Below are 24,067 nucleotides of genomic sequence, written 5' to 3' on the forward strand. Positions count from 1 at the left end.
TTGATAATTATGTTTAGTTACACAATATTTATCATGCTTCTGCCGCTGCTGTCGTTCATTGTTCTTGGACTGGCTGGCATGAAGATGCAACATAAGGTGGCCGGACTGATCGGTACCTGCTCATTGGGAATGGTTACGATACTCTCTTATATCACCGCTTTCCAGTACTTCTTCGGACTGGACCGTGTGAATGGTGTTTATCAGACCTTTGTTCCGTATAACTTCACCTGGTTGCCTCTGGGTAACCTGCATTTTGACCTCGGTATCCTGTTGGATCCTATCAGTGTGATGATGCTGATTGTGATCTCGACTGTATCACTGATGGTTCATATCTACTCATTTGGCTATATGCATGGCGAGAAGGGATTCCAGCGTTACTACGCATTCCTCTCACTGTTTACGATGTCGATGCTGGGTCTGGTACTGGCCACCAACATCTTCCAGATGTACATGTTCTGGGAGTTGGTAGGTGTCAGCTCATACCTGCTCATCGGCTTCTATTATCCTTTGAAGCCCGCTATCGCTGCCTCAAAGAAGGCATTCATCGTGACCCGCTTTGCCGATATGTTCTTCCTGGTAGGTATCCTGACATTCGGTTACTTTGTTGATTCGTTCAGCTTTAACTTTGCTGGCGACATCGTGATGGGCCAGGGTACCACACCTTTCATCGAGGGTAACCTGGCTAAGGCTGTGGCTGCCGGTGGTTTCATCATTCCTACTGCACTGGTACTGATGTTTATCGGTGGTGCCGGTAAGAGTGCTATGTTCCCACTGCACATCTGGCTGCCCGATGCCATGGAGGGCCCTACACCTGTATCGGCTCTGATTCACGCTGCTACCATGGTTGTAGCTGGTGTGTTCCAGATCGCACGTATGTTCCCCTTGTGGATTGAGTACGCCCCACAGGCTATGAGCATTGTGGTTTGGGTGGGTGTGATCACCGCTTTCTATGCAGCTGCTGTGGCTTGTGCTCAGAGCGATATCAAGCGTGTGCTGGCCTTCTCGACCATCTCGCAGATTGCCTTCATGATGGTGGCTCTGGGTGTATCACTGCCCGGACATCATGGTGCTATCCTCGACAACCACGCTCAGCTGGGTTATATGGCTGGTATGTTCCACCTGTTTACCCATGCCATGTTCAAGGCTTGCTTGTTCCTGGGTGCCGGATGTATCATCCACGCTGTGCACAGCAACGAGATGGCTTTGATGGGTGGCTTGCGCAAGTATATGCCTATCACACATATCACCTTCCTGATTTCATGTCTGGCTATCGCTGGTATCCCCTTCTTCTCGGGCTTCAGCTCAAAGGATGAGATTATCACTGCCTGCATGGAGTACAGTCCGGTGGTAGGTTGGATTATGACAGGCATCGCTGCCATGACAGCCTTCTACATGTTCCGTTTGTACTACGGTATCTTCTGGGGTACTGAGAATAAGGAGGCTCACGAGCACCATACACCACACGAGGCTCCGCTCACCATGACCATCCCTTTGATTGTGTTGACAGTGATCACCGTTGGTGTGGGTGTTTACACTACTATTGCAGGTTTTGCTGAGTGGGGCGGTTCGTTCGGTAGCTTCGTAAGTGCTGCTGGTACCGATTACACCATCCACTTCAACATGCAGATTGCTGCTACCTCTACTGTGATTGCGATCCTGAGCATCTGTCTGGCCACCTATATCTATAAAGGTGAGCAGCAGCCTATTGCCGACCGTCTGTATGCAACCTTCCCCAAGCTGCATCGTGCAGCCTACAAGCGTTTCTATCAAGACGAGATCTGGCAGTATGTTACACATCGCATCATCTTCCGTCTGGTATCTACACCTATTGCCTGGTTCGACCGTCACGTAGTGGATGGTACCTTTAACTTCCTGGCATGGGGTGCTAACGAGGCTGGTGAGAGTATCCGTAGCTGGCAGAGTGGCGATGTTCGTCAGTACGCCGTATGGTTTATCACGGGTTCTGTGGCCCTGACATTAATCCTTTTATGCATCTAAAGATATGAGTATATTAAGTATTTTCGTAATAATTCCAGCCCTGATGCTGGTGGGCCTCTGGCTGGCCAAGAACGTTAATCAGGTGCGTGGTGTGATGGTAACGGGAGCTTCGTGTTTGTTGGCCCTCTCTGTTTGGTTAACCATCTACTTTATTCAGGAGCGTGCAGCAGGTAACACAGCCGAGATGCTGCTTACCTATAGCACGCCTTGGTTCAAGCCTTTGCATATCGCTTACAGCGTTGGTGTCGACGGTATCTCTGTGGTTATGCTGTTGCTTTCAAGCATCATCGTGTTTACCGGTACCTTTGCCTCATGGCAGCTGAAGCCACTGACTAAGGAGTACTTCCTGTGGTTCACCTTGCTATCTACAGGTGTGTATGGCTTCTTTATCTCTACCGACCTGTTTACTATGTTTATGTTCTACGAGGTGGCTCTGATTCCTATGTACCTGCTGATTGGTGTATGGGGTTCTGGTCGCAAGGAGTACTCGGCTATGAAGCTTACCCTGATGCTGATGGGAGGCTCGGCCCTGTTGATCCTTGGCTTGCTGGGTATCTACTACTTCAACGGTATCTACAGCGGTAACTACACCTTCGAGTTGACTACGATTGCAGCCAACCACTGCATTCCTGGTCATATCCAGAACATCTTCTTCCCCTTCATCTTCATCGGATTCGGTGTATTGGGTGCGCTGTTCCCATTCCACACATGGAGTCCCGATGGTCACGCTTCAGCCCCTACAGCCGTATCAATGCTGCACGCTGGTGTACTGATGAAGTTGGGAGGTTACGGCTGCTTCCGTGTAGCCATGTATCTGTTGCCTGAGGCTGCTCAGGATCTCTCGTGGATCTTCCTCATCCTCACCACTATCTCGGTGGTTTATGGTGCACTCTCTGCCTGTGTACAGACCGACCTGAAGTATATCAATGCTTACTCATCGGTTTCGCACTGCGGACTGGTACTGTTTGCCCTGCTCATGATGAGTCAGACTGCTGTGACTGGTGCTGTGCTGCAGATGCTCTCACACGGTCTGATGACAGCCTTGTTCTTCGCCCTCATCGGTATGATCTACGGTCGTACACATACCCGTGACATCCGCGAGCTGGCAGGTCTGATGAAGATTATGCCTTTCCTGGCTGTTGGCTATGTCATCGCCGGTCTGGCTAACCTCGGTTTGCCTGGTTTCTCTGGCTTCATTGCCGAGATGACCATCTTCGTAGGTTCGTTTGGTGCTCACCCACTCAGTGGCGACCCCAACACCTCGTTCCGCATGGTGGCTACCATCATCGCTTGTATGTCGATTGTTGTAACAGCTGTTTACATCCTGCGTGTGGTTGGTAAGATTCTGTATGGCGAGGTAGAGAACAAGCACTTCCTCGAGCTCACCGATGCTACATGGGATGAGCGCGTTGCTGTTATCTGCCTGATTTTCTGTGTGGCCGGTCTGGGTTCGTTCCCATTCTGGGTAAGCGATATGATTTCGCCTGCAGCAGGTACAATCTTGGAGTCAATTGGTGTAATGTAAAGTAAGGAGGTAGAAAAGATATGAATTATTCTGATTTCTTACAGATGACGCCAGAGGTATTTCTGGTTATAACGTTGATCATCGCGTTCTTTGCTGACTTCTGTCTGTTTAAGAGCGAGTCGAAAACAAATATCCTTGGTTCTGCTTTGGCAGGTCCACTGGTTATCGTGCTGGGTACATGTGTCTTAGCTGCTTCAAACCATCCAGAGCCCATCAGTGCTTTTGGTGGACTGTATGTAGTCACACCAGCCATCAATGTGATGAAGGCGATCCTTACCTTCGGTACATTGGTCGTAGTTATTATGGCCCAGAAGTGGGTTGAGAGCCAGAAGCGCCTTGCTGGCGAGTTCTACATGCTTATCATCAGCACCCTGCTGGGTATGTTCATGATGATGTCGTCAGGCTCGTTCCTGCTGTTCTTCTTAGGCTTGGAGATGGCTTCAGTGCCCCTTGCCTGTATGGTGGCTTTCGATCGTCATCGCAAGGAGAGTGCCGAGGGAGCTGCCAAGTACATCCTGGTAGCTACCTTCTCAAGCGGTGTGATGCTGTTTGGTATCTCATTCATCTACGCTGCTACAGGCACCTTGTACTTCGACGATGTTTGTGCTACAGTGTCTAACTCGCCCCTGTGCATCATGGGTCTGGTATTCTTCTTCAGTGGTCTGGGCTTCAAGATTTCGTTGGTGCCTTTCCACTTCTGGACTGCCGACACCTATCAGGGTGCGCCTACACCAGTTACCGGTTACCTGAGCGTTATCTCTAAGGGTGCTGCTGCTATCACACTGTGCACCATCCTGATGAAGGCATTTGCTCCTATGGTTGAGTACTGGGACTACATGCTGTATATCGTCATCGTGCTCTCAATCACCGTGGCTAATCTGTTTGCCATCCGTCAGAACGAGTTGAAGCGCTTCATGGCCTTCAGCTCAATCTCTCAGGCCGGTTATATCATGCTGGCAGTAGTTGGCAATGGTCAGCTGGGTGTGGCCGCACTGACTTACTATGTGCTGGTTTACATCGTAGCTAACATGGCTGTATTCACCGTGATTAACGTGGTTGAGCAGAATAATGGTGGCCGTACCGATATGGCTGCCTACAACGGGTTCTATCAGACTAATCCCAAGCTGAGCTTCCTGATGACGCTGGCTCTGTTCTCGTTGGCTGGTATTCCTCCATTCGCAGGTATGTTTTCTAAGTTCTTCGTGTTTATGGCTGGTGTGCAGAATGGCGAGCCTATGGCCTACGGCGTAGTGTTCATTGCCCTCGTTAACACCGTAGTATCACTTTACTACTATCTGCTCATTGTGAAGGCCATGTACATCACTAAGACCGACAATCCTCTGCCTGCATTCCAGAGCGATGGGGCCACTAAGCTGGCTCTTGGCATCTGCACAGCAGGTATTGCCCTGTTCGGCGTAGCAAGCTGCGTTTACGAGTGGATTGCTGCCGCTGGTATCTAATCTTGAGTTTTTACTAAAATTCATAGAATTCCAGTAACTCGCAAGAGTTGCTGGAATTTGCTTTTTTTGAAAAAGTTACAACGAATGTCCGATTTTTGACGATTTAATGACTTTAATCAAGGATTTGGTTAAAAACTGTAAATTTCGAAAACTTATTAAATGCCTTTGGGTTTTTCTGCTTATCTTTGCACCGCATTTAGGATAATGGCAGGCGGTCTGTTAAGGACCAAATGTCGATGTTTAACAAAAAAAGAATTGAATTATGAAAAAGATTTTAATGACTATCGCAGCTGCTTTCGTTGCAACTGCCATGAGTGCTCAGGTTTATGTAGGTGGTAGCTTTGGTATCAACGCTTGGAATAGCCAGAAGAATGCTGGTGACAAGAGTGAGACTACTTTCAAGATTTTGCCTGAAATCGGTTACAACATCAACGATGCTTGGGCTGTAGGTACTGTTATCGGTTACGAGAGTGATAAGTGGGCTGGTGTAGAAGGTGTGAGTGAGAATGCTTTCACTATCGCTCCTTATGCTCGTTACACTTTCGCTAAGTGTGGTAAGGTTAATTTCTTTGTTGACGGTGGCTTTGGTTTCACGTCTGCTTCTAAGGCTGATTGGACAGCGTTCAATGTAGGTTTGAAGCCAGGTCTGGCAGTTGCACTTTCAGAGAAGGTTAGCTTTGTATCTCACTTCGGCTTCTTGGGTTATAATGTGCTCAATCCAGAAGGCGAGAAGAACAACACCAGCAAGTTTGGTTTAGACCTCGATGGTAACAACCTCACCTTTGGTCTCTATTTCAACCTTTAAATAAAGACAAAGAAAGTACTTTGTTAAATAAAAATGAAGGAGCCTGCGCTTGAGTCGCAGGCTCCCTTTTTTGCGTGTCAGCAAAAAAAAGTGTAAAATATTTGGTCATTCGTAATTTTTTTGTATATTTGCAGCAGAATGATGTAACGAATGAAACCTAAGAAAGTACTATATATATTACTCAGTTCGTTCTCTGCTAAACTTAGTATGTGGTTGGGAATGTTTGTTGCCATGTTGTTCTTGGCAACCTTCTCGCTGATGTTCTATTATGCGCGGGAGGCTGTGAGAGAGGAGTCGTTAGGAAAGGCTGAGGATGTACTTGATAAGTTTGAGATAACCATTGGAAACACACTCCACGAGAAGGAAGTCATCGCCAAACAGGCACACTGGACTATAGAACAATGTCTTGATGATCCACGCGAGGTGGAGCATCACGTACTTCATGTTTTGGATAATATGCCTGATATTATTGGTGTAGCTGCAGCATTCGAACCTGGCACTTATCCTGATCAGCAAGGCGATTTTATGATATATTATCACAGAAATCGTGGCAAAATCGTGAAGAGCAATCAGTTTGCTGGTGAATCATATATGCACCAGCCTTGGTATGATGAAACCAAACAAAAGGATAGCGACTATTGGTCGGACCCTAAGGAAGACTATCGTACGGATGGCGAGCCGATTATCAGCTACGCTATTCCATTGAAGATGAAGGGGAAGACAGTAGGTGTGTTTGCCATCGATATATCACTCTATTGGTTGACAAGGGCGGTAGATTCGAAACGTCCTAGTTCAACGATGTACGGTTCGATGGTGACGAAGAATGGTGCATTTATCATTCACCCAGATACCACGTTGCTGAAACCTCGTGCTATGTTTAGGATGATGGATATGTTTCCTGAAAACCAATACAGCTATCTGGTCTATAAAATGCTGGGTGGCGAGAGAGGTCATGCACTGATTGATTTTAGGGGTAATACAAGTTTTGTGGTGTATAAGCCCTATGGAGATACGGAGTGGGCAATTAATATTGTATGCCCGGAAGAGGAGATTATGGGGCATTACAACCATTTGATTTCGCTGATGGGAGTCATTGTGTTCGTAGCAATTCTAACGATTGTAGCCTTCTGTTTCTTCTTTATCCACCGTCAACTAAACCCGTTGCGTGTGCTTGAAAGATCGGCCAAACGTATGAAACGCGGTCATTATAATTCCATTGTTGCACAGAGTTGGCGAAAGGACGAGGTGGGAAGCCTGACTAACAGTTTTGCTGCGATGCAACTTTCAATTAAGAAGCATTTGTCTCAGATAGATCAGCAGAAAGAGCAATTGAACCAGCAGAATAAAGCCTTGAATGAGGCTAATGATCATATTATGGAGGCAGAACGAATAAAGATAGCCTTCTTACAGAATATGACCGACCAGATGAACGAGCCGGTGATGGAGATCTCTAAGATTGTGAATACTCTGGCCGCGCATCATCAGGAGATGGAGCATGAGCAGATTGTCGAGATGTCAAACCAGATGGATGCCACCTCGCGTATCATCACCAATCTGCTTGAAAGAGTGCTCGAAGTGTCAACGCAAAAACAGGAGGAAAAGTCATGAATACACTTATCAGGCGTATAAATCGGGACCTCTCGTTGAAGTTGAGTTTGGGCATCATGTTGTTCTTAATCGTGGTGTTTTTCCTCTCTCTGGGTGTACTTTTCATGCGCTCCCGTCAGCTGGTGAGACAGGAGGCGATAGCTCGTGCCGAATTGGAGCTTGACAATATGACACAACGTGTTGACGGACTGATGAATGAGGTAGAAGCCTCTACCTATGCGGCTCAGTGGCATCTGTTGGAATTCATTCAGCCCGATTCGCTTTTGAGCTACGTACGCCGTATTGTAACGATGAATCCCAATTTCGATGGATGTTCTATTGCCACCGTTCCTGATTATTTCCCTCAAAAAGGTCGCTATTTCTCTGTTTATGCCTATCATAAGGGCGATACGGTGGTAGCTAAGGTAGAGGATCCTTACGACTATTTTGACAAGTCGTGGTATAAAACTCCTGCCACATTAGGCAAAGACTGTTGGGTAGAGGCCTATTCTGAATACATTGATGGAACGGTATCACAATCGTATTCCGATATGATTGTTTCGTATTGCGTACCTTTGTATACCAATCAGAAAATGGTGGGTGTGATTTCTACCGACCTGTCGATGCCTTGGTTGTCGAGTGTGATATCTGAGTTCAAGCCTTATGCTCATTCGTATAGCATCATGCTGGGTGCAGATGGGCAGTACTTTATTCATCCCGACTCAACCAAGGTGTTGCGTCATTCTATTTTCTCTGATGCCGATGTGAATACGCAACAGGATATCATCGCTTTAGGCCATGAGATGATAGCTGGCAAGAAAGGTATCCTCAATGTGAAGATCGATGGTCAGCGTTGTGTGGTACTGTACCAACCTCTGAAACGAGCTGCTTGGAGCATTGCTTTAGTTGTATACGAAAGTGATATTCTTGCAGGCTATACCAAGCTGATTTATATCTTGATTCCGTTATTGGTGTTCGGGCTTTTAGTGATTTTGGCTTTCTGTCTGAACGTAATGACTCACATGGTGAGACCGCTGAGGCAGTTGACCGAGCAACTGAGCTATATCACCCATGGCCATTATAATGAGCCAATAGATTTCAGTCATCGTAGGGATGTAATCGGGCGTTTGCAGAATAATTTTGCCGAGATGCAACTTGCGTTGTATTATCATATAACGAACCTGCAACGTGTGAATGAGGAAACCGAAGAGATGAACCGTGAACTGAAAGAGGCCAGCAATCTTGCTCGTGAGGCTGATGAAAGGAAAAACGAGTTCTTGTTGGATATTGCTCACCAGATTCGTACACCGTTGAATATCATCAATGGTTTTACACAAGTGCTGCGCGACGATTACGAGTCGATACCACCAGAGGAAATTCAGGATATCATTGAGACGATGCAGAATAATGCGATTAGCATCAGCCGAATGACCAATATGCTGATGGTGGCGGCCAATTCAGAAAAGGGTGTGAAAATCAAGACCAACGAACGTGTGAATATCCATGATATGGTAGAGGAAATCGCTCAGATTTATGCCTCGCACCCTCCGCACACCGTTGATTTGATTACTGATGTCAGAGTACTTGATACTTTTACCGTTAAGACCAATCGGGATTTCCTGATGAAGGCCATCAATGAGCTGCTTTTCAACGCCAAGAAGTTCACGACCGAGGGCTATGTAAAGTTGGAGGTGATTGTGAGCGGCATTAAGTTGGCGTTTGTCATTGAAGATACAGGTCCTGGCATCAGCGAGTCAGATCGTGAAAAGATTTTCCTGAGTTTTTCTAAGCTCGACGTTTTCGGTGAGGGGTTAGGACTTGGCTTGCCAGTATGCCGGCGGATGGTCCGGATGTTGGGAGGTGATCTGAAACTTGACAGTGAATACGTTAAAGGCTCACGATTCTTCATTGTGATACCTAATGACGAGGGTGGAGGAGCTTTACGTTAACGTTTGAGTAAAAAAAACGCAAACATTGTAGATTGGTTCGGCAAAAATGTGTATCTTTGCACCAAAATTTACTAAAAACAAATGGAGCAAGTATTCAGTTACATTATCAGCCTGGGCGCATCGGTAATGATGCCTATTCTTTTTACCATTATTGGTCTTTGTATTGGGCTGAAGTTCGGGAAGTCTTTAAAATCAGGACTTTATGTTGGTGTTGGTTTCGTAGGTCTGGGCATTGTGACCGCCCTGCTGACCAATAATTTTGGTGATCCCTTGTCAGAAATTTCAAGGTTGTATCATCTTCAGTTAGGCGTGTTCGACATGGGATGGCCAGCTGCCGCAGCTGTGGCTTACAATACAGCTGTGGGGGCACTGATTATCCCCATCTGTCTGGGTGTGAACTTCCTCATGCTCATCACCAAAACCACCCGCACCGTTAATATCGACCTGTGGAACTACTGGCATTTTGCCTTTATCGGTGCCGTTGCCTATTTCGTGATGGATCAGAGTCTGGCATGGGGCTATTTCGCCGCTATCGTCTGCTACATCAACACACTGGTAATGGCCGACCTTACAGCGCCTAAGTTCCAGGGCTATTACGAGGGTATGGAAGGTATTTCTATCCCACAGCCTTTTGTGCAGAGTTTCACCCCGTTTGCCATGCTCATCAATAAGGGCTTGGATATGATTCCTGGTTTCTCGAAGCTGGATATCGATGCCGAGGGCTTGAAGAAGAAGTTTGGTGTGCTGGGCGAGCCTCTGGTATTGGGTGTTATCGTAGGTGCGCTGATTGGTGCGCTGGCTCAGTTGGATATTAAGAAGATCCTGTTCCTGGGTGTTACCATGGGTGCTGTGATGGAGCTTATCCCACGTATCACCAAGCTGTTTATCGATGGCTTGATGCCTATCTCTGAGAAGACTCAGGAGGTGGTGAAGAAGAAGTTCAATGGTAAGAAAGTATATATTGGTATGTCGCCTGCTTTGGTGATAGGCCATCCCACTACGCTGGTAGTATCGCTGCTGTTGATACCTGTAACCTTGGGCTTGGCTGTTATCCTGCCAGGTAACGAGTTCCTGCCATTGGCCTCGTTGGCTGGTATGTTTTATGTGTTTGTGATGGTGCTGCCTTACACCAAGGGTAATGTGGTTAAGACGTTTATCGTAGGTTTGGTGGCTTTGGCCATCGGCCTGTGGTTTGTAACCGATATGGCACCGGCTTTCACTCAGGCCGCCCACACCGTGTTTGAGCAGACTGGCGATAGCGCCGCCAAGATTCCTGAGGGCTTCGAGGCAGGTGCGCTCGACTTTGCCTCAAGCCTGTTTGGCTGGACCATCTACAAGTGCGTCAATAATCTGCAGTGGATTGGTATGGGTGTGCTTACCCTCTTTACTGCAGCCATGATGTGGTTCAATCGTCAACGCATTGTGAAGGATGAGAAAAGTAATCAATAATAACATAAAACAATGAAGAAAACAATTTTTACACTGATGCTTATGGGAAATCTTGCAACGGCCTTCGGCCAGCAGAACATGACGTTCCAGACAGCTTGTCACCCTGCCGATGTTAAACACTATGACACGCAGACTCTGCGCGACCGTTTTGTGATGGAGAAGGTGATGGCGCCCAATGAGATTAACCTCACTTATTCGTACTACGATCGCTTTATCTTTGGTGGCGCTATGCCTGTAACCAAGGATTTGAAGTTGGAGACTCATCCTCAGTTGCGTGCCGACTATTTTATGCGTAATCGTGAGTTGGGCATCATCAATACTGGTGGCGATGGCGTTGTTATCGTCGATGGTCAGGAGTATCCACTTGGCTATAGCGAGGCACTCTATGTGGGTCGTGGCTGGCTTGGTAAGGATAAGAAAGGTAATGATATTGATACCAATAAGGAGGTGATTTTCCGTTCGAAAGATCCTAAGAATCCCGCCAAGTTCTATCTGAACAGTGCCACTGCTCATCAGCACTATAAGACCCAGTGGGTTACACTGGATGGCCGTAAGAATGGCAAGGTCAAGAGCCTGAAGGCAGTGATTGTAGGTACCAAGGAGAAACCTCTGGGCACCAAGGCCGAGAGCAACCAGCGTACTATCAACCAGCTGATAGTAAATACCGCCCTTGAAGAGGGCCCCTGCCAGTTGCAGATGGGACTGACCCAGTTGCAGGAGGGTAGTGTGTGGAACACCATGCCACCTCATACCCATGGTCGTCGTATCGAGGCTTACTACTATTTCAATCTGCCAGAGGGGCAGCAGGTAAGCCATGTGATGGGCGAGCCTCAGGAAACCCGTGTGGTATGGCTCAAGAACGAGCAGGCCATCATGAGTCCGGAGTGGAGCATCCACTGTGCTTCTGCCACCTATTACTATACCTTTATCTGGGGTATGGCAGGCGAGAACTTGAACTATAACGATAAGGACAATATTGAAGTTAAAGACCTGAGATAATTATGACACCAGTACAGACTACAAAAATGTCCAACTTCCGTTGGGTTATCTGTGCGCTGCTGTTCCTGGCAACCACAGTGAACTATATGGACCGTCAGGTTCTCTCGTTAACTTGGAAGGATTTTATTGCAGTAGATTTCCATTGGACCGATGCCGACTATGGTAAGATTACGGGTTTGTTCTCGTTGTTCTATGCCATTGCCAATCTGTTCTCAGGTAAGTTCATCGACTGGATGGGCACCAAGAAGGGCTATCTGATAGCCATCTTCGTGTGGAGTACAGGTGCAGTTATGCACGCTGGTTGCGGATGGGTAGCTATGAATATCGAGGGCTATGACAGCATTGAGGCCCTGCGTGCCGTTCAGGCTGGTAGTGATGCTGCGGTAGCTATAGCCACCATCTCTGTCTGGTTATTCCTCTCTTGCCGTATGATCCTGGCTGTGGGCGAGGCTGGTAACTTCCCTGCTGCCATCAAGGCCACTGCCGAGTACTTCCCCAAGAAGGACCGTGCATTCTCTACCTCTATCTTTAACAGTGGTGCATCGGTAGGTGCCTTGGCTGCTCCTGCCACTATTCCCCTCTTGGCACGTGCCTGGGGATGGGAGATGGCTTTCATCATCATTGGTGTACTGGGTTATGTATGGATGGGCTTGTGGATGTGGCTGTACGAGAAGCCACGCAGCAACAAGTTCGTTAACCAGGCCGAGCTGAACTACATTGAGCAGGATAACGACCTGTCGGAGGTTCAGAATCGTGAGACTGTAAAGGAAGATAAAGCCATTCCATTCCTCAAGTGCTTTACTTATCGCCAAACATGGGCATTCCTTGTTGGTAAGCTCATGACCGATGGTGTTTGGTGGTTCTTCCTGTTCTGGGCGCCTGCTTACTTCAGCGACCAGTACGGCTATACCTCTGATTCGGCTATGGGTATTGCGCTCATCTTTACGCTCTACCTCATTGTAACCGTTCTCTCTATCGGTGGTGGTTATCTGCCTACCTATTTTGTTGACAAGAAGGGCATGAACCCCTATCTGGGTCGTATGCGCGCCATGCTGATATTTGCTTGTTTCCCAGTATTAGGCTTGTTGGCTCAGCCTCTTGGTGCTTATAGCGCTTGGTGGCCAGCTATCCTGATCGGTCTGCTGGGTGCAGGTCATCAGGCTTGGAGTGCCAACCTGTTCTCAACCATCGGCGACATGTTCCCCAAGAGTACCATCGGTACCATCGTTGGTCTGGGTACCATGACTGGTGGTTTCGGTTCGATGGCCATCAACATGGGTTCGGGTGAGTTCTTTACCTGGGCAGCCAATCAGGGTACCGCCTTCCAGTTCTTCGGTTTCGAAGGTAAGCCTGCTGCCTACATGGTTGTATTCTGTATCTGTGCTGTAGCCTACCTGATAGGTTGGTGCATCATGAAGGCACTGGTACCAAAGTACAAGCCCATTACGCTCGAAGACTAATAAGCATGTCATCATAAAAAGAAATGAGGGCGCCTCGGTGTGAGGGCCCTCGTTTTTTTATTTAGAACAGCTCGAAGCGTCGGGCATAGGGGAAGAACCCTTGGCGGATGAGGGCCTCGAAGAGTGTCTGCGACATCGCCTCGTTGTCTTTGCGGGTGTAGCGGATATCGGTGAAAATCTGGGCGAGTGTTTCCTTGTTGTTGATACGTACAAAGTTCTGGTTCTCTTCCAGGTTCTCCTTATAATTATAATAGGTGTCGATATCAGCAGCCAGATAATCCTGATACGTTTCCTGATGCACAAAACTCTCCAGCGGCAGACGGTCGGATAGTGCGGGCTCTTCGGCTGGCCATCCCACGGTGAGGGTAGCCACAGGCATCACCAGCTTTGGTAACTTCAGCACGTCGATAATCTGCTGAGGCTGATAAACGGTGGTGCCGAGATAGCAGTAGCCCAAGCCTTCCTCGTCCATCAGGTTGCAGAGCGTCTGCGTATAGAGCAGGGCATCGGTGGCGGCATTGATATACGAGAGGAAGTTGTCGTAGCCGGGTTCTGCGTTGCGGCATTTTGCCCAGAAGCTGGTACGGTTGAAATCAGCGCAGATGGTCAGCACCACAGGCGCCTCTTTCACCATGGGTTGGTTGAAATGGGCGGGTGCGAGCCTGGCTTTCATGTCGGCAGAGCGCGTTACAATGACACTGTAGAGCTGCAGATTTCCCATGGTCTGGGTGCGTGCAGCCTCGTTCATCAGCCGGTTCAGCAATTCCTCGCTCACGTCCTGCGAGGTGTATTTTCTAATGGTGCGTCGTGTCAATAAATTCTTCATATCTCTTAATTTTGCTTATAAAAATCTGATATTTAGTAAGTTTTGGATGCAAAAATACAAATATTTCCTCATTTATTATTAACTTTGCACACAAAAATATAAAGATATGGAAGAAAACTTGCGTAGTGAACTCATTCATCGTATAGCTCGCGAATTGACATCTGTGGGCAGGCGATCCGATAGCACGCTTAGCGAAGAGCGTGTCAATGCTATTTTGGATCAGTGCCTTCAGAAGATAGCTCCTGATGATGCGGAGTTGTTGGTCAACCTCTCTATGCAGGCTATCGATGTGTTCACGCACGAACGTCGTCCCGATGTGACCGAAGTTCGCCCACAGGAGCTCGAATGTGATGTAGTACGATTCCAGAATAACCGTGAAAAGTGGGTGGCTCTGGTAGGTTTGCTTGATGGCTATCCTTATGAGATATTCACGGGCTTGGCCGATGACGAAGAAGGTATTGTGCTCCCCAAGAATGTGGTGAAGGGAAAGATTATCAAACAGCTCAATCCCGACGGAACCAAGCGCTACGACTTCCAATTCGAGAATAAGCGTGGCTACAAGACCACCGTGGAGGGGCTCTCTGAGAAGTTCAACCCCGAGTATTGGAACTATGCCAAGCTCATCTCGGGCGTGTTGCGCTATCGTATGCCTATTGAGCACGTCATCAAGCTGGTGGCATCGTTGTCATTGAAGGACGAGAGTATCAATACCTGGAAGACGGGTGTTGAGCGTGCCTTGAAGAAGTATGCTCCCGGCAATCATGACGATTTGGAACAAGACGTTGTTGATGAGGCATGAGACTGGCATCGGCATATATCTATCTGAATCAGGCGCGTTTCTATGCCTTCCATGGGGTGCTGCCTCAGGAGAATCGGGTAGGCGGCGAGTTCTTTGTCGACCTTCGTGTGGGCTATCCCATTGCTGAGGCTATGGAGAGTGACGAGGTGGCTGATACCCTGAACTATGCCGAGTTGTATGCCTTGGTGGAAACAGAGATGGCTAAGCCGTCGCGCCTGTTGGAGCATGTGGCAGGCCGTATAGCAGATGCTATCCAGCAGCGTTTCCCGCAGGTATCGTCTATCGATTTGAAAAAAAAAAAGAAAAACCCGCCGATGGGTGCCGATTGCGAAGGCGCAGGCGTGGAAATACACTATCTGAGTGAATAGTGAAGAATTAGAATTGAATAGTGAAGAGGATTAAATATATATTTGGAATATTGATGCTGTGTGGGGCTTTGGTGGCTCATGCAGGAAATACTAATCAGTTTACGCTCGTGGTCGATGCCGGACATGGTGGCCACGATACTGGTGCTGTGGGTGCTATCTCCAAGGAGAAGAATCTCACCCTGAAGTTTGCTTTGGCTTTTGGTCGCTTGGTCGAGCAGAACTGCCCTGACGTCAAGGTGGTCTATACCCGTAAGACTGATAAGTTTGTTGAGTTGTACCGCCGTGCCGATATTGCCAATCAGAACAAGGCCGACTTGTTTATCTCGATTCATATCAACGCCTTGCCCAAGGGTAGGGTGGCACGCGGATTCCAGACCTACACTCTGGGAACCAGCAAGCGTACTGGCAAGCAGACGGGTGTGCTGCAGAATCTGGAAGTGGCCAAGCGCGAAAACTCGGTGATCTTCATGGAGAAGGACTACAAGCAGACCTACCATGGCTATGACCCCAATTCGCCCGAGAGTGATATCATGTTCGAGTTCATTCAGGACAAGAATATGGAGAACAGCGTTGAGCTGGCGAAATATATGCAGAAGTATGTGTGCCAGGCCACAGGCCGCCAGGATATGGGTGCCCAGCAGGATAATCTGGCCGTACTGCGCCTCTCGTCGATGCCTGGAGCGCTGTTGGAGTTAGGCTTTATTTCGACCCGCGACGAAGAGGACTTCATGAACTCTGCCAGCGCCGAGAGTCTGTATGCCCGTGGCATGTTCAATGCCTTCCTGAATTACCGTAAGCGTCATGGCGGCAATATCACCATACCTTATATGAAGATGGACGACCCAGTGCCCGAAGCTCCTGTGGCTGAGGCTAAGGTCGAACCGATAGAGGTCAAGACGGTGGCAGAGCCCGCCCCCGAGGTGGTGGCTCCCCAGCCCGTGCCGGCTCAGACACAGCCTGCCGTGAGCGCCGCTCCAACCGATGCACCGATATTCAAGGTGCAGATTCTGTCGAGCTCATCGCGACTCAAGGCCACTGATGCCCGTTTCAAGGGCCTGGAGCATGTCGATTTCTATCAGGATGGCGGTGTGTATAAGTACACCGTAGGTGCATCTGCCAATTACAACGAGATTTATCGTTTGCGTAAGGAGGTGGCCACCAAGATTCCTGAGGCTTTCATTGTGGCCTTCAAGGGAGGTCAGCGTGTAGATGTGAATGCTGCCATTCGTGAGTTTAAATCAAAGAAATAATAAAGAGATAAGAATATGAAGAAGTTTTCGAAAGAAATTCGGATTGCCCTTGTGGCTGTAGCAGGAGTACTGGTACTCTATTTCGGTTTGCAGTTCTTAAAGGGAATGACGCTGTTTTCTACCGACAACCGATATTTCGTGAAGTTCCAGGATGTGAGCGGACTCTCCGTAGCCAGTCCTATTTATGCTAACGGCTATCGTGTGGGAGTGGTCGAGGGCATTGATTTCAAATACGATCATACAGGTGAGATAGTGGCCACTATTGGCGTGAATCCCCAGTTGAATGTGCCCCGGGGCAGTCGTGCAGAGATTGCTACCGACCTGATGGGCAATGTCAAGGTGATGCTCGTCTTAGGCGATGCTTCCAGTGGTATGGTGGCTCCTGGCGATACCATCAGTGGTGGTCAGCAGGTAGGCGCCATGGGAAAGGCTGCCGACATGATTCCCGCCATCCAGCAGATGCTGCCCAAGCTCGATTCCATTCTGGCCAGTGTCAATACGCTCCTGGCCGATCCTGCTATTGCCAACTCGTTGCACAATGTTGACCAGATTACATCCGATCTGACACGTACCTCGCGCGACCTGAGTCAGCTTACTGCAGCGCTGAACCAGCAGATGCCGCAGATGCTGAAGAATGCCGATGGTGTACTGGCCAATACCAATCAGATCACCAAGGAGATCAACGACCTCGATCTGGCTGCCACCATGTCGAGTGTGAACACCACTCTGAAGAATGTTGAGCAGATGACTGCCAAGCTGAATAGCAAGGAGGGTACGCTGGGCTTGCTGATGCGCGACCCTGGTCTGTACAATAATCTTAATGCCACAATGATGCATGCCGACTCGTTGATGATCGACCTGAAGGCCCATCCAAAACGCTATGTACACTTCTCGGTTTTCGGCAAGAAAGATAAGTAATATAGATTTTGTCTAAATAACAATATAAGGCCGTTGGTACTTTTTTTAGTGCCTCGGCCTTGTTTTTAAAAGGTGTTTATTTACGTAACTACCTGATAATCAGAGAAGATTATATCTGCAAGAGGGCGTAGAGAGCAATGAAAGTGTGAAACACCGTAACTATCACAGTTATAAGTAGTTACAAAAAGTGTACACACGAAAGGGGATTCCCCCGATTTGCAAGTTCCGAAAAATTGTACTACCTTTGCACCACAGTTATCAACTCTACAAGCCTAAGTCTTGTATCAGTGAACATTTTAAAAAAAGAATTTTTATCGCCAAATGAATAGTAATCATCAGGCGCTCTGGGACGACTGCCTACGTTTAATCCGGGCTAATGTAACTGAGCAGCAATTTAAAACGTGGTTTGCACCGATTGTCTTCGAGTCTTACTCTGAGGCAACCAATAAGGTATTGGTGCAAGTTCCAAGTATGTACGTGTACGAGTACTTGGAGCAATACTACGTATCTCTGATGGGTAAGGTACTATCGCGAGTGTTTGGCGCCAATGTCGGACTGAGTTACCGTGTAGTAGAGGTAAAGGCTCAGGAGGGCAAGGGTCATGATGTGACTACCGATGTGGATAGTGACGGCCCTCGTCTTGAGACCGCTCCTATGCGCCAGCACCTCAACAAGTCGCCTCGTGTGCTTGATGTGCCTCGTCAGCAGCAGCTCAATCCGCAACTTGACAACAAGAAGAGCTTCAACAATTACATTGAGGGCGTTTCAAACAAACTGCCCCGTACTGTTGGTCTCTCTATTGCCGAGCATCCAGGAAAATCTACTTTCAACCCTTTCTATATTTATGGCCCTTCAGGTTGCGGTAAGACTCACTTGATCAATGCCATCGGATTGAAGTGCGCTGAGACCTATCCCAACAAGCGTGTGCTCTACGTGAGTGCCCGATTGTTCCAGGTTCAGTTTACTGATTCGGTTCGTCAGAATACCACAAACGATTTCATTAACTTCTATCAGAGCATCGACGTGCTGATTGTCGATGATATTCAGGAGTGGATGAATTCGCCGAAAACGCTCGATACCTTCTTCCACATCTTTAATCACTTGTTCCGTACTGGCAAACAGATTATTCTGGCCAGCGACCGTCCTCCAGTTGACCTTCAGGGTATGAAAGACCGCCTGCTGACGCGTTTTGCCTGCGGACTGATAGCCGAGCTCGAGAAGCCCAATGTGCAGTTGTGTGTCGATATCCTAAACGCCAAATGCCGTCGTGATGGTCTGAAGATACCTGCTGATGTCATAGAGTTTATCGCTCAGACCGCCAACGGCAGTGTGCGTGACCTCGAGGGTGTGGTTAACTCGCTGATGGCTTATTCGATAGTTTATAATTCGAACATCGATATGAAGCTGGCCGAGCGTGTCATCAAGCGTGCGGTGAAGGTGGACAACCATCCGCTGACCATCGACGATATCCTTGAGAAGGTTTGTAACCACTATGGTGTGAGCCAGCAGAATGTGTTCAGCAAGAGCCGCAAGCGCGACTATGTGCAGGTGCGCCAGATATCGATGTATCTCGCCCAGAAGCACACCAAGATGCCGGCATCGCGTATTGGTCAGCTCATTGGCGGCCGCGATCACTCTACGGTGATTCACAGTTGCAACACGGTGGAGAAGCGACTCAAGATCGACAAGGCTTTTGTGGCTGAGTTGACCAGTATCGAGACATCGTTCAAACTCAAGAAATGATTGTCCGGCTCAAGAAATGATTGTCCGACTCAGGCAGTCATTGTCCGAACCCAAAAGATAAGAGGCCCGCTGAAAAGCGAGCCTCGTTTTTTTTTGCCTATAGATTCAGGTTGAATCCGGCTATCAGCCATCTGCCAGGCTGGGTCACCCGTCCCAGGTCGGCATACTGCTTATCCAGCAGGTTGTTGGCCTCTACATATATTCTCCATTGCGGTTGTTGCCATGCCAGTCGGGCGTCGACCAGGGCGTAGGGCTGGTAGTTGTGCGCGTGGCCGTCGAAGTCGGTGTACTGCCCCACGCGGTCCTGCCACCTCATGTTGAGTCCTAATGTCAGCCTGTCGGTCAGGGGCAGCTGTGCGTTGGCGGTGAACTTGTGGCGCAGGTACTCGAGTGCGTATTGCGACACGATGTCCGGCTCGCGCTCTTTGTCCTGGTTGATGTAGCTGTAGCTGACATTGAGCGTTGAACGCTTGATTTTGAACTGCAGGGCTATTTCAGCGCCGATGCTGTTCAGCTTGGTGTGGTTCACGCTCTGCCACACGGCTTCGTCGCCCATCGAGGTGTCCATGATCCAGTCGATCATGTTGCGTCCGTGGTGATACCAAATCGTTAATTGACTATTGACTATTGACCATTGACCATTGACGCCGACTTCTACGGCCGTCATTTCTTCGGGCTGCAGATGCGGGTCGGCCTTGTAGCCTTGCAGTTTGTAATACATCTCGGTGAATGATGGCATGCGTAGCGAGGTGTTGCATGCCGCATGGAGCCGCCACGTGGGGGTGGGGCGGTAGCTGATGTCGATGCCCGGGTAGACGGTCATGTGCTTGTTGCTCCACGTGTTTTTTACGGCCACCAGTCCGGCTGAGATGGTGAACTGCTCCAGCAGGATGTTATGCTCCAGATAGGCGCTGATGTTGGTGCGGTTCAGTCCCAGCGTGTAGTCGCGATCGGTGCCATTGATGTGGTGGGGCTTGCTGAGCGGTTCGCCCAGGTTGCCGCTCACCAGGTCCTCGTTGCGCAGCTCGGCGCCCAGGGCTGTTCGCCCGGCTTGCCAGTCGAAATAGGCGTTCAGGCTGACGCCGTACACGTCGGTACGGTTGTAGTTGAACTTCATCTTCTCCGGTTCGCCCCGATAGCCTTCGTAGCGGTCGCGGTTCTGGTTCCAGTAGATGGTGGGTGCGAAGTGCAGGCTTCCGCGCTTGGTTTCGCCCTGGATGGCAGAGTAGAGCTTGGTGGTGTGCTCGTACTGGTTGTCGGCCTGCCATTTGGGTGTGGCGTAGGCGATGCCCTCTCCCCAGCCTTTGTCGGCGATGCCCAGGTGCCAGTTCAGCCGCACGTCGTCGTCGTCGTACTGTCCCTGATAGAAGGCTTTCGAGCCGCTGAAGTCGGTGTTGAGCGTGCCTGCCTTGGCGCGGCTGTAGCCATCGCTTCGGCTGTAGCCAGCGTTCAGCTGGTTGTTCCATCTGCCTTGCTTCAGATTGGTTCTGCCGCTCACCTTGGCGTAGCCGTAGCTACCGGCTTCCATGGTTACGCTGGTGCTTGATTGCTGGGCTGGTCGCGTCACGATGTTGATGGCGCCTACCAGACTCGACGAACCGTAGATTCTGCCTGCCGGTCCCTCGATCACCTCGATGCGCACTACCTCGCTCAGGTCGATGGGCAAGTCCATGGCGTTGTGGCCCGTCTGCGGGTCACAGATGTTGATGCCGTTCAGTAGCAGGATTACCTGGTCTTGCGTGCCTCCCCGGATGGAGATGTCGGTTTGTGCGCCAAGGGGGCTCCTTTGGCGTACGTCAACGCCGATGGCGTATTTCAGCAGGTCGTTAATACTTTGTACGGGCGCCTGCGCAATCTGCTGGCGATCCAGTACAGTTACCATTCTCGCAGCCTGACTCTTGGTCAGTGGCGCCCTCGATCCCGTCACGCTGACTTCGTCGAGCATCATCTCGCGTGCCGTGTTTGTCGAGGCGGAGTCGGTCACCACGGGATGCGTGCTGACGCTTTCGGCCGAGGCATAGGTGAGTGTGGCTACAGAGAGCACACTGCACACCACCTCGCGGCCCAGACAGCTGAAGAGCGAGTAGCCTTTGTTTCCGAAATGACGGAACACCAGGCGCTGGCGCTTCATGTTGAATGTTTGTTTGTACATTGTGTTAAATAACTATTAAAATGTTGTGCATTATTGCAAAACGGCTGCAAAGGTATACATTTTCCGGCAAATTTCATACATTTTAATGAAAACTATGTTTATTTTTATGGTTTCCTTTGTTTTTTCCGATTATTATTTGCACCTTTGTACCCAACTTATTAGATTTTTATTTCAACCAAACTAAGGAAATGAACAAAACAAATGTAAAGCCAGCCCAGGGGAAACTGGGTATTCTGGTAGTAGGTTGCGGAGCTGTTTCTACAACCTTCATGACAGGTGTGCTGATGGTTCGCAAGGGCCTTGCCAAACCTGTGGGTTCGATGACCCAGTACGACAAGATGCGTGTGGGCCGCGGTGCCGACGCCAAGTATCTGCATTATGCCGATATCGTGCCACTGGCCAAGTTGGACGATATCGTGTTCGGCTGCTGGGATGTGTATCCCCAGAACGCCTATCAGGCAGCGATGTATGCCGAGGTGCTGAAGGAGAAGGATATCGAGCCCGTGCGCGATGAACTCGAGCAGATAGTGCCCATGAAGGCCGCCTTCGACAAAAACTATGCTAAGCGCCTGGACGGCGACAATGTGAAGACGGGGCTCACCCGTTGGCAGATGGTGGAAGCCCTGCGCGAGGACATCCGCCAGTTCAAGGCCCAGAAGGGTTGCGACCGCGTGGTGGTGCTCTGGGCAGCCTCTACCGAGATATACGTGCCTGTGGACGAGTCCGTACACTACCAGCTGAGCGATCTCGAGGCCGCGATGAAGGCCGACGACCGCGAGCACATCGCTCCCTCGATGTGCTATGCCTACGCCGCACTCACAGAGGGTGCGCCATTCATCATGGGTGCGCCTAACACCACCGTTGACATCCCAGCCATGTGGCAGCTGGCCGAGCAGACCAGGATGCCTATCGCGGGTAAGGATTTCAAGACGGGGCAGACGCTCGTCAAGTCGGGCTTCGCTCCCATCATCGGCACCCGTTGCCTGGGCTTGAGCGGTTGGTTCTCAACCAACATCCTGGGTAACCGCGACGGACTGGTGCTCGACGAGCCTGCCAACTTCCGTACCAAGGAGGTGTCGAAGCTCTCAACCCTCGAGACCATCCTGAAGCCTGATGTGCAGCCCGACCTCTACGGTCATGGCAACGACGAGGACACCCAGTACTATCACAAGGTGCGTATCAACTACTATCCCCCGCGTAATGACAACAAGGAGGGATGGGACAATATCGATATTTTCGGTTGGATGGGCTATCCCATGCAGATCAAGATCAACTTCCTGTGCCGCGACTCCATCCTGGCGGCTCCGCTGTGTCTCGATCTGTGTCTGCTGAGCGATCTGGCTGCCCGTGCTGGTCGCTATGGCACTCAGCGCTTCCTGAGCTTCTTCCTCAAGTCGCCCATGCACGACTATACTCAGGGCGAGGAGGCTGTCAACAACCTTTATCAACAGTACACCATGCTGAAGAATGCTATCCGCGAGATGGGTGGCTACGAGGCTGATGAAGAACTGGATTAAGTTAGTTTTCTAACTTAGAATTTGGTTTTTATTTAGTTAAGAGGGGGCTGTCTGCGTGAGCAAACAGTCCCCTCGATTTTTTTTGCGCTCTTGTGCGCGTGTGTGTCAATACCCCATGCACGAGGTGGTGCCCAGTGCAGTCAGGATTGCTGTTGCGATGGAGGCAATCATCTGCACGATAAACTTGATGGTTTCTTTCTTACTCATAACTTTGAACTTTGAACTTTGAACTTTCTTTAAAGCGCTGGGGCTTTCGCCCCTAAGCGCTAATCCTCGCTGCTTCCGTCGGGATTGGGCTCGCCGCCGCCGGTGTTGCCGCCGGTGTTGCCGCCCTGGTTGTCGCCGTTGGTGTTCTCGTTGTCGGGCTCCTCCACGGTGCCTGGGTCGTTGCTGGTCACGCGCTTCACCTCCTGGCCGTTGCGGTCGTAGCAGGTAATCTGGATGGCGGTGTCGGCCAGCTCGTCCTTCAACTCAACTGCGGGGGTGAAGATGATGCGGCGACTGGTAATCAGTCCGGTCTTCACGTCGTTCACGTTGGCCACGCTCTTGGCGCGCAGTCCGAATCGCATGGTGCCCAGTCCTGGCAGTGCCACGCTGTGGCCCTCTGTTGCCCACGCCTTGATCACCTCGCCGGCAGCGTCCCAGCAGGCCTGCATGATACCCTTGCTCACGCCGCTGCGCATGGCTGCCTCCTTGATCACCTTCTCCTGCGAGAGCGAGGTGTAGAGTTCGGGCATCATGATGTAGCGATAGGTGCCCTCATACTTGCCGATCTTCTGCAACTTCTCCTGTGCTTTAACTTTCAATGCCATAATGCTGATTTTTTTTGGTTTGTAATAATAATTCTGAAATGCGATTTTTTATCGCCTGTGTCTCGATGCTGAGCCGGATTTGCTGCCACATGTGGGCGTATTTCTTAGTGCACGTGGGAAATAGTCCTGCCGCGTGCGGCGGTCGTCTGTCTCAATCATTTCAACGTTGCAAAGGTACGATATTTTGATTGCGGTCTGCGAATCTTTGTGCGCTAAAAATCCATCTCACCTACAGTATGTTCAGTCAATAGTCAATAGCGGTCAATAGTCAATAAGCCCCGAACACACCGAATTATATTATAGTAGTACATATATAATATATTATATATTACTACTATTTCTCTTTCCCCATTCCCGTCACCCTTAATGACTAATGACTACTGACTGTTAATGACTGAAAAAGAGCTACGCAGGTGTGTCTCACGTGTGATACCTACTTCTGATTAACCG

18 protein-coding genes and 1 pseudogene are annotated in these 24,067 nt (G+C 49.5%); 15 read left to right on the forward strand and 4 right to left on the reverse strand.

The window, feature by feature from the left end:
* Positions 1 to 9 precede the first annotated feature (9 nt).
* The 9 genes from nuoL to T491_RS0106400 all read left to right on the forward strand — a co-directional run bounded on the left by nuoL (position 10) and on the right by T491_RS0106400 (position 13,232).
* A complete protein-coding gene (gene nuoL / locus T491_RS0106360) occupies positions 10 to 1,998 on the forward strand; it encodes an NADH-quinone oxidoreductase subunit L (protein WP_197018811.1) in 1,989 nt (662 codons plus the stop codon).
* Between the two features lie 4 nt (positions 1,999 to 2,002).
* Positions 2,003 to 3,523 (forward strand): NuoM family protein, encoded by a 1,521-nt coding sequence (locus tag T491_RS0106365; protein WP_028903152.1) that lies wholly within the window; start codon positions 2,003 to 2,005, stop codon positions 3,521 to 3,523.
* Positions 3,524 to 3,543: 20 nt separating this feature from the next.
* Entirely contained in the window at positions 3,544 to 4,983 is a 1,440-nt protein-coding gene (locus T491_RS0106370; protein WP_028903153.1) for an NADH-quinone oxidoreductase subunit N, read from the forward strand.
* A 262-nt stretch (positions 4,984 to 5,245) separates the two neighbouring features.
* Entirely contained in the window at positions 5,246 to 5,788 is a 543-nt protein-coding gene (locus T491_RS0106375; RefSeq protein WP_028903154.1) for an outer membrane beta-barrel protein, read from the forward strand.
* Between the two features lie 150 nt (positions 5,789 to 5,938).
* A complete protein-coding gene (locus T491_RS0106380) occupies positions 5,939 to 7,396 on the forward strand; it encodes a methyl-accepting chemotaxis protein (RefSeq protein ID WP_028903155.1) in 1,458 nt (485 codons plus the stop codon).
* A complete protein-coding gene (locus T491_RS0106385; RefSeq protein ID WP_081773269.1) occupies positions 7,393 to 9,324 on the forward strand; it encodes an ATP-binding protein in 1,932 nt (643 codons plus the stop codon). The genes T491_RS0106380 and T491_RS0106385 overlap by 4 nt, the downstream gene beginning before the upstream one ends.
* Positions 9,325 to 9,405: 81 nt before the next feature.
* Positions 9,406 to 10,773, forward strand: coding sequence for a PTS galactitol transporter subunit IIC (locus T491_RS0106390; RefSeq protein WP_028903157.1), 1,368 nt, complete (start codon positions 9,406 to 9,408; stop codon positions 10,771 to 10,773).
* 12 nt (positions 10,774 to 10,785) lie between these two features.
* Complete coding sequence (kduI, locus tag T491_RS0106395; RefSeq protein WP_028903158.1) at positions 10,786 to 11,772, forward strand: 5-dehydro-4-deoxy-D-glucuronate isomerase; 987 nt, start codon at positions 10,786 to 10,788, stop codon at positions 11,770 to 11,772.
* Between the two features lie 2 nt (positions 11,773 to 11,774).
* Complete coding sequence (locus tag T491_RS0106400) at positions 11,775 to 13,232, forward strand: MFS transporter (RefSeq protein ID WP_028903159.1); 1,458 nt, start codon at positions 11,775 to 11,777, stop codon at positions 13,230 to 13,232.
* Positions 13,233 to 13,293: 61 nt separating this feature from the next.
* Here the strand turns inward: T491_RS0106400 and T491_RS0106405 are convergent, their stop codons facing one another.
* The gene (locus T491_RS0106405; RefSeq protein ID WP_028903160.1) at positions 13,294 to 14,058 is read right to left on the reverse strand and encodes a nitroreductase family protein; all 765 of its coding nucleotides are present in this window, start codon (positions 14,056 to 14,058) and stop codon (positions 13,294 to 13,296) included.
* A gap of 304 nt (positions 14,059 to 14,362) precedes the next feature.
* On the opposite strand from T491_RS0106405, the pseudogene T491_RS0106410 reads away from it, so the two are divergent.
* The 5 genes and pseudogenes from T491_RS0106410 to dnaA all read left to right on the forward strand — a co-directional run.
* Positions 14,363 to 14,806 (forward strand): annotated as a pseudogene (locus T491_RS0106410) (ribonucleoside-triphosphate reductase); the annotation flags it as partial.
* A 47-nt stretch (positions 14,807 to 14,853) separates the two neighbouring features.
* Positions 14,854 to 15,225, forward strand: coding sequence for a dihydroneopterin aldolase (folB, locus tag T491_RS0106415; protein WP_028903162.1), 372 nt, complete (start codon positions 14,854 to 14,856; stop codon positions 15,223 to 15,225).
* Positions 15,226 to 15,245: 20 nt separating this feature from the next.
* Positions 15,246 to 16,475 carry an N-acetylmuramoyl-L-alanine amidase gene (locus tag T491_RS0106420; RefSeq protein WP_028903163.1) on the forward strand — a complete coding sequence of 410 codons (1,230 nt, stop codon included), beginning with the start codon at positions 15,246 to 15,248 and terminating at the stop codon, positions 16,473 to 16,475.
* A 15-nt stretch (positions 16,476 to 16,490) separates the two neighbouring features.
* Complete coding sequence (locus tag T491_RS0106425; RefSeq protein ID WP_028903164.1) at positions 16,491 to 17,393, forward strand: MlaD family protein; 903 nt, start codon at positions 16,491 to 16,493, stop codon at positions 17,391 to 17,393.
* A 321-nt stretch (positions 17,394 to 17,714) separates the two neighbouring features.
* On the forward strand, positions 17,715 to 19,136 hold the full coding sequence (dnaA, locus tag T491_RS0106430) for a chromosomal replication initiator protein DnaA (protein ID WP_028903165.1): 1,422 nt from the start codon (positions 17,715 to 17,717) through the stop codon (positions 19,134 to 19,136).
* A 97-nt stretch (positions 19,137 to 19,233) separates the two neighbouring features.
* Here the strand turns inward: dnaA and T491_RS0106435 are convergent, their stop codons facing one another.
* Positions 19,234 to 21,288: a TonB-dependent receptor gene (locus T491_RS0106435; protein ID WP_028903166.1), complete on the reverse strand. Its 2,055-nt coding sequence runs from the start codon at positions 21,286 to 21,288 to the stop codon at positions 19,234 to 19,236.
* A gap of 188 nt (positions 21,289 to 21,476) precedes the next feature.
* Between T491_RS0106435 and T491_RS0106440 the strand changes: the two genes are divergently transcribed.
* Positions 21,477 to 22,805: an inositol-3-phosphate synthase gene (locus T491_RS0106440; RefSeq protein ID WP_028903167.1), complete on the forward strand. Its 1,329-nt coding sequence runs from the start codon at positions 21,477 to 21,479 to the stop codon at positions 22,803 to 22,805.
* A gap of 105 nt (positions 22,806 to 22,910) precedes the next feature.
* Here T491_RS0106440 and T491_RS17640 read toward each other — a convergent pair whose 3' ends face one another.
* Both T491_RS17640 and T491_RS0106450 read right to left on the reverse strand, forming a co-directional pair.
* Positions 22,911 to 23,012, reverse strand: coding sequence for a smalltalk protein (locus T491_RS17640; RefSeq protein WP_155950054.1), 102 nt, complete (start codon positions 23,010 to 23,012; stop codon positions 22,911 to 22,913).
* A 59-nt stretch (positions 23,013 to 23,071) separates the two neighbouring features.
* On the reverse strand, positions 23,072 to 23,617 hold the full coding sequence (locus tag T491_RS0106450; protein ID WP_028903168.1) for an HU family DNA-binding protein: 546 nt from the start codon (positions 23,615 to 23,617) through the stop codon (positions 23,072 to 23,074).
* Positions 23,618 to 24,067 lie beyond the last annotated feature (450 nt).

Origin of the sequence: Prevotella sp. P6B4 (genome assembly GCF_000619985.1) — a bacterium.
In the GTDB taxonomy this organism is placed as follows: Bacteria; Bacteroidota; Bacteroidia; order Bacteroidales; family Bacteroidaceae; genus Prevotella.

Excerpts from the sequence above, each read along its gene's own strand:
- T491_RS0106405 (WP_028903160.1), bottom strand. The coding sequence starts at position 14,058 with ATGAAGAATTTATTGACACGACGCACCATTAGAAAATACACCTCGCAG.
- T491_RS0106365 (WP_028903152.1), top strand. The coding sequence starts at position 2,003 with ATGAGTATATTAAGTATTTTCGTAATAATTCCAGCCCTGATGCTGGTG.
- T491_RS0106380 (WP_028903155.1), top strand. The coding sequence starts at position 5,939 with ATGAAACCTAAGAAAGTACTATATATATTACTCAGTTCGTTCTCTGCT.
- T491_RS0106440 (WP_028903167.1), top strand. The coding sequence starts at position 21,477 with ATGAACAAAACAAATGTAAAGCCAGCCCAGGGGAAACTGGGTATTCTG.
- T491_RS0106385 (WP_081773269.1), top strand. The coding sequence starts at position 7,393 with ATGAATACACTTATCAGGCGTATAAATCGGGACCTCTCGTTGAAGTTG.
- T491_RS0106435 (WP_028903166.1), bottom strand. The coding sequence starts at position 21,288 with ATGTACAAACAAACATTCAACATGAAGCGCCAGCGCCTGGTGTTCCGT.
- kduI (WP_028903158.1), top strand. The coding sequence starts at position 10,786 with ATGAAGAAAACAATTTTTACACTGATGCTTATGGGAAATCTTGCAACG.
- T491_RS0106390 (WP_028903157.1), top strand. The coding sequence starts at position 9,406 with ATGGAGCAAGTATTCAGTTACATTATCAGCCTGGGCGCATCGGTAATG.
- T491_RS0106370 (WP_028903153.1), top strand. The coding sequence starts at position 3,544 with ATGAATTATTCTGATTTCTTACAGATGACGCCAGAGGTATTTCTGGTT.
- T491_RS0106450 (WP_028903168.1), bottom strand. The coding sequence starts at position 23,617 with ATGGCATTGAAAGTTAAAGCACAGGAGAAGTTGCAGAAGATCGGCAAG.
- folB (WP_028903162.1), top strand. The coding sequence starts at position 14,854 with ATGAGACTGGCATCGGCATATATCTATCTGAATCAGGCGCGTTTCTAT.
- T491_RS17640 (WP_155950054.1), bottom strand. The coding sequence starts at position 23,012 with ATGAGTAAGAAAGAAACCATCAAGTTTATCGTGCAGATGATTGCCTCC.
- T491_RS0106375 (WP_028903154.1), top strand. The coding sequence starts at position 5,246 with ATGAAAAAGATTTTAATGACTATCGCAGCTGCTTTCGTTGCAACTGCC.
- nuoL (WP_197018811.1), top strand. The coding sequence starts at position 10 with ATGTTTAGTTACACAATATTTATCATGCTTCTGCCGCTGCTGTCGTTC.
- T491_RS0106400 (WP_028903159.1), top strand. The coding sequence starts at position 11,775 with ATGACACCAGTACAGACTACAAAAATGTCCAACTTCCGTTGGGTTATC.
- T491_RS0106425 (WP_028903164.1), top strand. The coding sequence starts at position 16,491 with ATGAAGAAGTTTTCGAAAGAAATTCGGATTGCCCTTGTGGCTGTAGCA.
- dnaA (WP_028903165.1), top strand. The coding sequence starts at position 17,715 with ATGAATAGTAATCATCAGGCGCTCTGGGACGACTGCCTACGTTTAATC.